The organism is Shewanella putrefaciens, assembly GCF_016406305.1.
GTDB classification, from domain to species: domain Bacteria; phylum Pseudomonadota; class Gammaproteobacteria; order Enterobacterales; family Shewanellaceae; genus Shewanella; species Shewanella putrefaciens_C.
Genome location: NZ_CP066369.1, coordinates 4,268,244 through 4,280,529 on the forward strand (window position 1 = coordinate 4,268,244; position 12,286 = coordinate 4,280,529).

The 12,286-nt window shown below is 47.1% G+C and carries 10 protein-coding genes; 4 read left to right on the forward strand and 6 right to left on the reverse strand.

Annotated features, from left to right (window positions below):
* Nucleotides 1-58: 58 nt before the first annotated feature.
* Nucleotides 59-421 carry a hypothetical protein gene (locus JFT56_RS18550; protein WP_198781433.1) on the reverse strand — a complete coding sequence of 121 codons (363 nt, stop codon included), beginning with the start codon at nt 419-421 and terminating at the stop codon, nt 59-61.
* Nucleotides 422-700: 279 nt separating this feature from the next.
* Here JFT56_RS18550 and JFT56_RS18555 point away from each other — a divergent pair, with 279 nt between their 5' ends.
* Nucleotides 701-2,821, forward strand: coding sequence for a putative bifunctional diguanylate cyclase/phosphodiesterase (locus tag JFT56_RS18555; RefSeq protein WP_198781434.1), 2,121 nt, complete (start codon nt 701-703; stop codon nt 2,819-2,821).
* Nucleotides 2,822-3,078: 257 nt separating this feature from the next.
* Here the strand turns inward: JFT56_RS18555 and JFT56_RS18560 are convergent, their stop codons facing one another.
* Nucleotides 3,079-3,681, reverse strand: coding sequence for a tRNA-uridine aminocarboxypropyltransferase (locus tag JFT56_RS18560; protein WP_198781435.1), 603 nt, complete (start codon nt 3,679-3,681; stop codon nt 3,079-3,081).
* 224 nt (nt 3,682-3,905) lie between these two features.
* On the opposite strand from JFT56_RS18560, the gene JFT56_RS18565 reads away from it, so the two are divergent.
* Nucleotides 3,906-4,739 carry a putative porin gene (locus JFT56_RS18565; RefSeq protein WP_198781436.1) on the forward strand — a complete coding sequence of 278 codons (834 nt, stop codon included), beginning with the start codon at nt 3,906-3,908 and terminating at the stop codon, nt 4,737-4,739.
* A 101-nt stretch (nt 4,740-4,840) separates the two neighbouring features.
* Here JFT56_RS18565 and JFT56_RS18570 read toward each other — a convergent pair whose 3' ends face one another.
* The gene (locus JFT56_RS18570) at nt 4,841-6,049 is read right to left on the reverse strand and encodes a multidrug effflux MFS transporter (RefSeq protein WP_198781437.1); all 1,209 of its coding nucleotides are present in this window, start codon (nt 6,047-6,049) and stop codon (nt 4,841-4,843) included.
* A 112-nt stretch (nt 6,050-6,161) separates the two neighbouring features.
* Here JFT56_RS18570 and JFT56_RS18575 point away from each other — a divergent pair, with 112 nt between their 5' ends.
* On the forward strand, nt 6,162-7,133 hold the full coding sequence (locus JFT56_RS18575) for a LysR family transcriptional regulator (RefSeq protein ID WP_198781438.1): 972 nt from the start codon (nt 6,162-6,164) through the stop codon (nt 7,131-7,133).
* A gap of 104 nt (nt 7,134-7,237) precedes the next feature.
* Here the strand turns inward: JFT56_RS18575 and JFT56_RS18580 are convergent, their stop codons facing one another.
* Nucleotides 7,238-9,109: a methyl-accepting chemotaxis protein gene (locus JFT56_RS18580; RefSeq protein ID WP_198781439.1), complete on the reverse strand. Its 1,872-nt coding sequence runs from the start codon at nt 9,107-9,109 to the stop codon at nt 7,238-7,240.
* Between the two features lie 475 nt (nt 9,110-9,584).
* Here JFT56_RS18580 and JFT56_RS18585 point away from each other — a divergent pair, with 475 nt between their 5' ends.
* Nucleotides 9,585-9,917: a hypothetical protein gene (locus tag JFT56_RS18585; protein WP_198781440.1), complete on the forward strand. Its 333-nt coding sequence runs from the start codon at nt 9,585-9,587 to the stop codon at nt 9,915-9,917.
* Between the two features lie 64 nt (nt 9,918-9,981).
* Here the strand turns inward: JFT56_RS18585 and JFT56_RS18590 are convergent, their stop codons facing one another.
* Both JFT56_RS18590 and JFT56_RS18595 read right to left on the reverse strand, forming a co-directional pair.
* Nucleotides 9,982-11,439 carry a DUF4145 domain-containing protein gene (locus JFT56_RS18590; RefSeq protein WP_198781441.1) on the reverse strand — a complete coding sequence of 486 codons (1,458 nt, stop codon included), beginning with the start codon at nt 11,437-11,439 and terminating at the stop codon, nt 9,982-9,984.
* 35 nt (nt 11,440-11,474) lie between these two features.
* A complete protein-coding gene (locus JFT56_RS18595) occupies nt 11,475-12,182 on the reverse strand; it encodes a hypothetical protein (protein ID WP_198781442.1) in 708 nt (235 codons plus the stop codon).
* Nucleotides 12,183-12,286 lie beyond the last annotated feature (104 nt).

A 12,286-nucleotide genomic window follows, 5' to 3' on the forward strand; every position in this document is an offset into this window, starting at 1 on the left:
TCACGCAAACAACCGCCAAACAAGTTCCCATTAAACGGCGGAGCAGTGGCCGAGGCTATCACTCAGGTTTAGGGATTTTACGCTCTTTTGCGGCGGCTTCTTTCGCCTCACGTAAATATTTTTGCTCACGTGTTTCCCTTTCGTCGAACTGTTTTTGCGCCTTCAGCTTTTGCTTTTCTTCCCAATCCGTTGTTTTCGATGATTTTTGTTTAATTTTCTCTTCTCGCTCGTTTGTCTCTTTAGCGGCTTGGCGGGCCTTTTCTAATTGGGCTTGCTCTAGTTGTTGGGAGTCTGTGCGCGCCTTATCGGCCTTTTGCTCTAAGGTTAACCGCGGTTTTTGTGCATCTGCCGCACTCGCAATGGGAGTGATGGCACCAAAGCACAATGCGATAAAAGCGACTATTTTAAACAGATGTCCCATTTCCTTGCTCCTTGTCCTAGATCGTATCAGGGCTAACAATGGGTCAAACATAGCATAAAATTTTATAAAACTAGGGTTGCTCAGCATGATTTGCATTAGAAATAACAGAAGGAATAAATCTTAAACTTTCGTTATTTATTTTTATATTTGAGTGAAACCACGATTCGGTTTATTTTTAACCCCGCTCGAATGGTGTACTATTTGGGTTAATTTCGATATGAACGAAAGACCTAGGGAAGTGGGATGTGACCTTATTTGCGTCACCAGGGAGTATCCTAAATGATTAGATGGCAAAACTTGCTCGATAAACTCAGTACTGATGATCCCGTATTGCAAGAAAGGCTATCTTTTTGGCGCACACATCCCCATCAAGAGCCTCTAGCCCTTATTCAAGGCTTTAGTTTTATTAGCGCCAATCGCGCGACACTCACGTATTTTGGCACCGAGTATGATGCCTTTGTGAACGCAACTCCCTATGATTTTTCACCTAGGATCCAATCATCTGGCCGTAACAGCGTTGAATCGGCAAGGGAAATGATCCTCGAAGCCATTGCAGGCAATCATGTGGAATTTAACTGGCTGCACCTGAATCAACAGGGTAATGAGCTGCCAACGAGGATCAATCTGTATCGCTGCTACCTGCAACAACAACCCGTGATCCTCGTTGAGTTACAGGCACTTAATCGCCGAAATCAAATTCGGGAATCCATCTCCGATGGTTTTGCCCATATTCCCAAAGAAATTCTATCGACCACATTAGAAGAAAGTGCGGAAGCGGTTTATATCACTGATGCGGACAATAAGGTTCTCGCCGTAAATAAAGCCATGTGCCGTATCTGCGGTTATAGCGCGGAACAACTGATTAATAAAACACCGGATTTTTTAGAGGCACGTAGCCTAAATGTAGGGGAAGAAACCGAGTGCCAAATCGCCTTAAAACAGAGGGGATCATGGCAAGGTGAAACCTTAAAAAGACGTTCCGATGGGAGCGCTTTCCCGGCATGGCAGAGCAGCCGAAAAATAGTGACGGATGATGGAGCACGGTTCCACGTTAATATTTTTAGTGATATCAGCACTAAAAAGCTATTGGAGACCCAACTCACCACCCGTGCCATGTATGACACTTTGACTGGGCTACCGAATCGGTTTCATCTGAAACAGATCCTCAATGGCGCCCTTGAAAATCTCAAGAAAGATCCCCTCTCCTTAGGGGCGTTGATGTTTTTAGACCTTAATGGTTTTAAGAATATCAATGACAGCTTTGGCCATTCTATGGGGGATAGGGTGCTACAGTTAGTGGCAGCTAGGCTCGAGGCGGGTTGCATTGACAAGGCCGATATCGCTCGCATGGGTGGCGACGAGTTCACCTTAGTGCTGCAGGATTGCAGTTGTAAGGATGAAATCCAACTGTTTGCAGAGCAAATTTTGAGTTTATTTGACAGCCCCTTCGAAATTGAAGGCCAAAAGTTTTTCCTTGGTACTAGCATAGGGATTGCGCTGTTTCCGACCCACAGTGACCAAGCGGGACAACTGATCAGCCTCGCCGATACGGCCATGTACTGCGCCAAAAAGAGCCAGCCACACTTAGTGTTTTATGATAAGGCCATGAGCCAAGCTGCTGAGTTAAAATTAAAACTCATCAACAACTTAAGGCACGCTCATAGCTTAAAACAATTCACACTCGCCTATCAGGCCATAGTCGATTTGCATACAAACCTACCCGTGGGGGCCGAGGCCCTGCTGCGCTGGCAAAAATCACCGACCGAACATTTTGATGCCGCAGAATTTGTACCACTGTTAGAAGAAACGGGCTTGATTGTAGGCATAGGCCAATGGGCACTCGAAGAAGCCTGCCAGCAGGCGGCGTTGTGGCGCGCCCAGTATCAGTCCGATTTTAGAATTTCAGTCAACGTCTCGCCACTGCAGTTAGAACATGTGGATTTTGTGGGCCAAGTGACCACGGCCCTAGAAATGTCGGCGTTACCCGCCAATGCACTCATCTTAGAAATCACCGAATCGGCACTGCTACGCCAACCCGAATTGGCACGGCACACCCTAAAACGCATCAAAGATTTAGGCGTCAGTATTGCCATCGATGATTTTGGAACCGGCTTATCCTCTCTCAGCCGCCTAGGGACGTTACCTATCGATAGCGTGAAAATTGATGCCGAATTTGCACTCAGATTAAGTGATATTTCAGGGCAAAGACTCTGCCATGCCATAGTGCAACTTGCCCAAGCACTCGGCATTAATTTTGTAGCAGAAGGGATTGAAACACAAAGACAAAAAGATATTGTCACCGATATGGGACAAGGCTGCGCACAGGGCTTTTTATTCGGCTATCCCACCTCAGTGGAGCAATTCACCCAAACGTTTTTGGCTGAAAAACATATCGCCTAACACCCTAATAAATCGACTCATACGTCAACTAATACATAGACTAACACATAGTCTCGATAGCCTTGCCAGCACACCATAAAATATGGAATTACTCCCCTGCAAAGCAATTGGCTGGCAAAGCTATCTCATCATTTGCACTGCAAATGAATCGCAACTATTAAACCGTGTTTTGTCCTAAGTTAGCGTGATCTGAATAAGATTTTAACTATTTTAATTCGCATGGAATGCCAAAAATGTGAGGCGTGAAAACCACTTGCCTATGTTGATTTTAGGTAGCGCAGTTGCACATCGGGCGGCATTGCCTTAATCCGTAAATCCACCATCAACTCAAACACCTCAATCAGGGGTCGAATGTCGAGTTCTGCATCCAAGGCACTAAGCATATAAGCACTCGCCTCTAGGGTAGATAGACTATCGCTGCGACTCGATTTGCGGATCCGATAGCGCGACTCATAGCCCTCGGCTAAATGCACCGCCGGATATTGAGCCAACCAAGGGTTTAACTGCAATATTTTAAATGCCTTACGCCAGGTACCATCGATTAATAACAACACACAATCGGCGGGAATCACTTGAGTTTCAACGCTCACACTCTGCGGCGAGGGGTAAACAAGGTAAATCGGCTTATCACATAGAGCCAGTTCACTTCGCAATACGGCAAAATCGTCATGTGTTTCACCAACATAAACCCGTGTATTGGGTATCACTAGGCTTAATACCCTAACGCTATTCTTTTTATGTTCCACCTCAGAGGGATGCTGCAATATCAAAAGTTGAGTCTGTGGATAGATAGGTTGCACATGGGCGCACAGGCAAGTATTGAGTGGATAACGGCAAGTGGAGCAATAGTGGCGGGTCAAGGCGGCTTCTCAATAAAACATTTAAGAAGCAGTATAGCAGCTTGCAATGAACTGAATAATGTTCCCTTTACCCGTTGAATCAAAAGCATTATTGACATTTTGTTAACAAAGTGTATCTTTCACGTTCTAGGACGCAACGACTGATATAAATAACCCATAAGAGCGATGAGCCGTTTTAATGACTATGAGGGTTAGTTTCAGTCAACATTACTAAAGGAACAGCAATGCTCGTTAATCGACTTCATATCGCCCTCTTATTCGCACTTACCAGTTCAAGCGCCTTCGCCGCCACAGATAGTCCATATCAACATGATGCTGGTATCACATATTCTGCCTCAACCGACGAATTCAGTGAGGGCACATGGAATGCGGATTATCGCTATTACTTCACCCCAGTTAGCCAAGATTCAGCGCCCTATGCACTCAGTGGTTTTTTAGCGCAATCATCTAATATCAGTGTTGGTTATAACGTTAGTGAACATTCCGATTTCTATCTCATTAATGGAGAGTATGTTTTTGATTCAAAATGGTTTATTGGGCTAAGTTATGGAATGATGGATAGTGATTATCAGGAGACAAATAACTACGGTGCCAAACTCGGTTATTACTTTAACGCCAATTCGGCCGTTTACCTGAAATATTCTACTGATAATACTGATCTTGCCTATGGGACATATTATAAAGGTGAAATTGACGTCGACACTGTGGGCCTTGGTATTCGTAGTTTTATTCCATTAGAATCAACAGCAGGCGTTGACCTGTACGCAGACTTAGGCTATTCGAACCGTGAGAGTTCATCAACTTTCGACTTTGGCAGCGATTACCATTATACGAGTAATGACACATCTTTGAACCTCGGCGCACGTTGGTTTATCAACAAATCTTGGGCCGTGGGAGCAAGTCATACAATCCAAGATGAGGATGATCCCTCAACCATTTATACTTCTTATTACTGGCGTATTACTGATTTTATCTCCGCTCAGACAAGTATCTCAAAATTCATTGATTCAGATGCAGATGATGTCTTCATAGCCCTAGGCATCAACGGACGCTTCTAAAAAAATGCCCGTAGCTAAGGTCAAATAAGCTACGGGCAAAGGGTGTCTACGATTAAGCAGTTAGGTGATGTACAGTTAGCCCTGTAGGATTAGCCGAACGACTAATGCTCCGCGGCTAACTGTTCTTGATGCCAGTGATCGAATCGGCTTAACGCCATCATGGAAAGCAATCCAATAGAGAAAACCCCCATCACTAACGCCACCGCATAGGGCGCAGTTAAATCCGTCTGTTGTACCAGTCCTGCGAGAATAGAAGCGCCACTCATCTGAATAAAACCTAACATGGCCGCAGCAGTGCCCGCACGCTCACCGAAAGCCGACAATGCCATGCTAGTCGCGGGGCCGAGTAAGAATGCAAAACCAATACATAACAACATCATAGGCAACATAAAGGCAAAGGCGGCAGCCATGCCAGTACTAGGGCCAAGCAGCTGAGCGGCAATAATCAATGCCGCCGAGAGCACCAATAACCATAATGCGAGGATCGCGGTTGGGCGATTACCTAACTTACGGATCACCACGGGCGCCGCAAAACAGGCCACAATATTGACGACAGCGTTCAGACCAAACAGGCCACTAAATGCCAGCTCAGACACCCCTAAATGGCCAATCAGCCACACGGGTGAGTAGGACACATAGCTTAAAATCGCCGCCATAGCTGACATACAGGCAAAGGCATAAAACAGAAAATGCGTGTTACTCAGCACTGGCTTATAGCGCCCCCAGCGATACAAAGGCCCAGTCGTCACTGTATTAGCAGGGCGAGTCTCGGGTAGGCGATAACCAACGACTAACATCATTAAAATGGCGTAAAGGGTCATAAAGACGAAGGTTGAGCGCCAGCCAAATTGCATGGCTAATAGTCCACCTAAGGTAGGGGCAAGTGCGGGGATCACGCAGATGGCACCATTTAAGTAACTGTAAATCTTGGCGCCTTCCTTTTGAGAATAACAGTCACGCACCGCGCTAAATACCACTATCGAAGTGGAGCAGGCCGCTAGACCTTGCAGCACACGGGCAATTTGCAACCAATGAAATTCAATGGCAGCGGCGGCCAATAAGCTACTTGTACCGTAGAGTAACACCCCAAACAGGGCGACGGGACGGCGTCCGTAACGGTCCGCCAGAGGGCCAATCAGCACTTGGCCTAAACCCATAGCAAATAAAAACAATACTAGCGTTGACTGTACTTCACTGGCTGATACGGCAAATTCTGTCGCCATGGTTGGCATAGAAGGTAAGTAGATATCAATGGCTAATGGACTTAACAGCACCATAGACATCAGGATAGGTAACAGATTGCGCCGCATAAATATTCTCAGTTAAACAGGAAGGCTATTTCAGTGGGCGCTATTTTAAATAACTCAAGGTATGAATAGAAATGGTATAATTTCCAAAGTGAATTTCCCCTGAGGAATATCTATGAATCTCGATAACTTAGCCAGAATCGATCTAAACTTGCTGGTCATACTGAAAGTGCTGCTCGAAGAGCAAAGCGTGACTCGCGCGGCCAGCCGCTTACATATCAGCCAGTCTGCTTTGAGTAAGAGTTTGAATCGCTTACGGGAAACCTTAGATGATCCCCTTTTCCAACGCACGGCGCACGGCTTAAAACCCACGGCGCACGCCCTTAATCTGGGGCAAAAACTGCCTAATATTTTGCAGGATCTGTATCAATTAACCCAGCCGCCCACTTTTAACCCTGCCAGCAGCAATCGACAGTTTTCTTTTGCTATGGTGGAAAGCGCCTATGAGACCTTAATCCCCTACTTTATTGGGCCATTACTCAGTAGTGCACCCAACATTAAGTTGGATTCCTATGTTTGGACTGAGAAATCCATGCAGGATTTACAACAAGGGCAAATTGACTTTGGTATTTCCGGCAGAGACTTACACCCGCTTGCCGATCCACGGATGGACAAATTGCCCGAAGGCCTTGCCTGCCAGACATTATTCACCGACGAACAAGTGTGTTTAGTGCGTGAAGATCATCCGCTGATGGCCGCATTCACCTCAGCCCAATGGAACCTCCCCCTTTACCTCGATATGGCCCATGTACAAGTACGTTGTGAGGGCAGCGATTGGTGGGCCTTGGATTACTTTCTCGCCGACCTTGGCCACAGGCGCAAAATCAGCACCACAGTGCCCGACTTTTACGGCGCGGCCAGTGTGTGCGCCCACAGCGATTTGATTTTTACCTTACCCTCGAGTTTTGCACGCCACGCCTGTCAGCTTTATCCACTCAAGCTACTGCCCTTACCCTTCGAGTTTATGCCTATGGCCTATGTGTTGTTATGGCACCAACGTAATGATGAAGACCAAGGCCATAAGTGGATTAGAGAAACCATTTGCCAGAGTGTGTCTACACTTTTTCACCCCAGTGAAATGGCTTAAATCTAGGCTTAAGTGTAAGCATAAAAAAGTGTGGACATAAAAAGTGTAAGCATAAAAAAGCCCAGCAAAGCAAAGCTTTGCCGGGCTAACACGACTCAAAAATCCTATAGAATAAAGGTCGCCACTTGGGCATTCAGATCATTGGCACGCTCTTTTAGCCCCCTCGCCTGGGCTAAATCCGCCATGGCAGACTCAGTGATCTCATCGGTCACATCTTTAATCGCTACGGTATTTTGCGTGATCTCCCCGGTGACCTGTGTTTGTTCTTCTGCGGCTGTGGCTATTTGGCCCGCCATATCGGAAATCACATTCACCGCTTGGGTAATTTCTTCTAATGCCTTCGCCGCGGCGTTGGCATCTTCAACGCTGTGACCCGCTAACGCTTGGCTGCTTTCCATCAGACTGACAGCTCTGGCGGTCGTGCGTTGCAGGGTTTCAATTGTGGTATGCACTTCTTGGGTCGAATCTTGAGTACGGCGCGACAATACCCGCACCTCATCGGCCACCACCGCAAAACCACGCCCTTGCTCACCCGCACGGGCAGCTTCAATTGCGGCATTGAGAGCTAACAGGTTTGTCTGTTCGGCAATCCCTTGAATAGTCGCTAAAATGCTGGAAATAGACTGGGCGTGACGGCTTAAATCTTCAATCACATCCGTCGCTTGAGCGACCTCATCCGCAAGGGAATTAATAGAGCTACGGGTCTTATTGACTAACTCTTTCCCCTGTAAGCTGCTCGCGGCGGATTGCTGCGCCGCCGTCGCCGTGTTTTCGGCATTGGCGGCAATTTCATTGGTGGCACTCGCCATTTCCGTTACCGCCGTAGCGACCATAGCCACTTCCTGTTGCTGGCGTTGCAACTCGGCAACCGATGTTTGTGTCGTCGCTAGGCTGCGCTCGGCATCGGCATCTAACTCGGCGGCTAAATGACGAATATGGCTGATCAGTTGATGCTGACTGCCCACAAACCGATTAAAGCTGTCGGCCAGCACACCCACCTCATCTTGGCTATCAATTTCAATGCGTTGCGTTAAATCACCGTTACCATCGGCAATACGGGCGAGGGCTTGTGATACTCGGCTCAATGGTCCGAGTAACATACCCACTAACCAGGAAATGGCTAATACACTCAGCAACAACACCAGTGCCGAGAGCCCAAGTTGGGTGAGTAGCAGGTTAGTCAGTGGCGCTTCAAGGGTTTCCCTATCGAGCACTAGGACCAATTCCCAATCCGTATTGGGAATATCGACACTCCAGACGAGCTTGTCGCGGCCTTCATTCTCAAAATACATAGGCAACAATGCGCCCGTCCTACGGCTCTGTTCTGGCAAGCTTCGATTGAGCTCATTATCTATTTCGCCTATAGATCTCATTGACTTAGCATGATCTTTATAAGCGATAACTGTGCCATCTTTGTGCATCATAATGGCGTAACCGTTAGCGGGGAGCGTCATGCGATTCACGCTTTCCACTAGGCTTGCTATCGATAAATCACCACCGACAACCCCCTGCGAAGTCGCCTTAGCCATAGTGACGACTAAGATGTTATAGGCCACATCCATATAGGGCTTAGTGAGGATAAGGCTGCCTTCATTCATGGCCTGTTTGTACCAAGGGCGGGTTCGTGGATCATAACCCGTGCGATCAATGCTCGGATCCGAATCCAACATTTGCCCGGTTTGCATACCATAATAGGTCAGTTGAAAACGCCCAGAAGCCTGCGCCTGTTGTAATGCGCTCAAGCTATCGCCTTCGATTTTGTTGGCCAGCGCTTCGACTATGTCCTGACGTCCGGCTAACCAATCCTGAATACGCTGTGCCTGTTGATCCCCTAGACGCTGAACTTGCTCTAAGCTGTTTTGCAGCAATAACGCTTTTTGGCTGGAGTAGCTTTGCCATGACAACAAACCAATCACGAGTGAAAGGGCTATCACGACTGAAATCAGGATCTTTTGTTTAAGCGAGTATGAATTCATATGGGCGTCTATTGTTAACAAAGCACAAAATCAAGGATGGTGGTATAGATTGCTGAGCCTCGGCAGTTAATGGTAATAAACTTACATTACTAACGAAAACCCATCAAAAAATTGGTCAAATTTTCGCACATTTTATATAACAAACAAAGCAATGCCGATAACCAAGATAATAAATAATTACACAAAAACAGAATATTAACTTACAAACTCGCAAGATAAACACAGAGATCACCTTAAATTTACATTCATACTGCTATCACAACAAAAAGTCTCGATTGATGTAAAAGAACGTAAATTAACCAATATTAACGTGACCGAATCCGTTTATTTATTGCACACTGATTTTCCATTGCTTGGGTCGTGTTGACGTTTCACGCTGATACTAGCGCCGCTTGACGGACACTTATAGAGCGACATTCAACATACAGTCGCTGTCGTAGCTGAAACATCAAACCGCCCTTAATAAGGAGTTCTTATGATTTATCAACAGTTCCAACAGAGCCCACTGCAAACCCGAATTTCTGGCCCACGGGCCTGGTTAGCCATGGCTGTCAGTGTCAGCCTTATTTGCTTATCACTGTTTTTATTGCCATTTGTACTGTTATTTGGGGCTATTACCCTAGGCTGTATAGTGTTGTTTAGCCGCATTTATGTGGCGCGCCACTTAGCCCAATTGAATCGAGCAGCCCAAGCAAGGGCAGCCCAAACGGCAGGAACACAACATGATGATTCGATACAGTTAGTGCGTGAACCCCATGCCGCGCATTATCGGGGTCGCACTTTTGAGCATCAAGAGGATGAGCGTTAAGCGCTAGTGCTAAGTGCTAAGTGCTAAGTGCTAAGTGCTAAGTGCTAAGTGCTAAGTGCTAGCATTAAGTGAGGGTAAGCAGGTCCTTGGCGCGTTTCAGGCTGTGGATCTCTGCGCTATCACGCGTCACGTCGAGTACTTTATCAATCTGCAATGCCAATGATTGCCACAGAGGCTGGATAATATCCGCCTCTTTTTGATTGGCATGGCGCCGAGCCAAATTGAGCAAGGCTGCCGCACCCACCACATCTATACGACCTAAAATACCATCGGCGAGGGCCATGCTCAGCTCAATCATCGCGGGCACACTGTGACCATATTTGATCACCTCACGTAAATAATGCTCCGCTTGGGTAAGATCGCTATCGAAAGCGTTATCATCGTGGAGCATATGCTGGGCGCGGGAGAACATAGCATCCAATTGTCCCTGCTCGGCGGCCTCGGCCATCCAATGCTCACTGGCGATAGGATCCCGTTGACATCCCTCACCATTGGCCAGCATAAGCGCTAAATGGTATTGGGCATGGGGGTAACCTGCCTGCGCCGCTTTACTAATAAAATGATAGGCTTGGGCAAGATCATTTTGCTGATAATGCAGCACGCCTAAATTGGCCATCGCCTCGGTTTGTTCGCCATCCGCCGCCAGCTGTAAAAAGTGTTTCGCTTGGGCCAAATCTGGCTTAAATGACTCACTGCCGACCAGATAAAAATAGCCAAGCAATGCCATCGCATTGACGACACCCGCTGCGGCCGCTGCGGCTATCGCAGCTTCACCTTTAATCGTATCGGCTTCACCCTGATAGCCATGGATTAAACTCACCCCATGCTCATAGAGGGCTTCCATATGTGTTGGGGCAGCAAGGGCAAACCAATAGGCAGCCTTTGCAAAGGTATCACTGGCTTTTTGGGCAACGTCCTTCACAGCTGAGTCATCGTTTTCAGTACCATAGTACTGTTCGACGAGGGCAAGCTCTTGTTCCTTAAGCATTAATGCTTTAGTTTTAAAAGAAATCCCCACAAGATACTGCGCCTTGGGATCATCCTCCATCACAGCGCGGTAGCAGAGTTCTTTTACGGTGACAGAATCACTGACCTCATACCGATACTCCGGCGCTTCACGGCCAGTCACCTTAGGATACAAGTGCTCCACCAAGGCCAACACGTCCTTAATGGCTTTTTGGGCTAAGGCGAGTAATTGCTCTTGGGTAAGATGGTATTTTTCAGGGTGGGCACCACGGTTGCCATCGGCGCGCAGGCGATGCAAAGCACGGGTCGTTTTAACATCGATAAGGCGTTTTTGGTTTAACTGCTCTATGCGGTCATAGAGATTTGGGCTGGTAAAAGAAACTTCCTTACCCTGCCTAAGCAGTTCGGTGAGCTTATGGGTAAAACTACGAATATGCAGCAGTGACTGAGTTGGCACATCCCGCACATAATTTTTCGCACTGAGGTAATCATCTAGGAGAGGGGCCGAAAAACCTTGGATAAACTCACTATCCAATATCACAACCTGAGTCCCCATACATGTTTACCTCAATCCGATGTATTAGATCCGTATCATTCTGCGAGGGGCTTTTTAGACACCATATACAGGCGAAATAATGCCAAATTGACGAATAAGCCAATGAAAGACATGAAGGTATCCGCCAACATTTGCACAGGTAAACCGCCTAAGGCTGCAACCCCAGAGAGTTGGCTACCAATCACAGAAAGCGGTAAATACAACATCAGTAATGCGATTGTTTTCAGTACGATAGGGCCGCTAAAACTAAAACTCGCCTTAATGGCCTCTAGGGGCGTTAAGCGTTCGACCACGACCATAAAGTTCACATAGGCTAAACGGGCGAAGAGGTAAAAGCTGATCACTAACCCCACCAGCCACATAGGGCCAAAGGCCGCGAACAACATTACCGGCGCTAAAATTGCGAGCCCCGAAAATACCCCAGCCAGCAAGAGCGGTGGCACAAAAGGTAAACTCGCCTTTAACACTAAGCCCGCCGAAGGATTATGGCCCTGGGAACGCAGCTCGAGGTATAGGGTTAAGGCGGCAATTAGCACTGAAAACGTCAGCAATAGCAGCATCATAGCTATCATATGCGGCGCGCCAAATTGCGGATTTTCCAGATCGACTTTGCTCATCTCGACGCCTAACCATAACTGGATCCCAACTTGGATCAGCAGCAAGGGCACCGTCAGCATGGCAAGCTGCACGAGGTGATTACGGAAAAAATTATAGGCTTCGGTCAAAATTGCGGATAGTGACATGCGACTTTCCAAAATAATTGAAATAAATTAACACTGTGAATTGCCGCTAAGAATACCCAAAATCCCTTACCAATGCACAGAAGAAATCACTAGTGTGGCCCTTA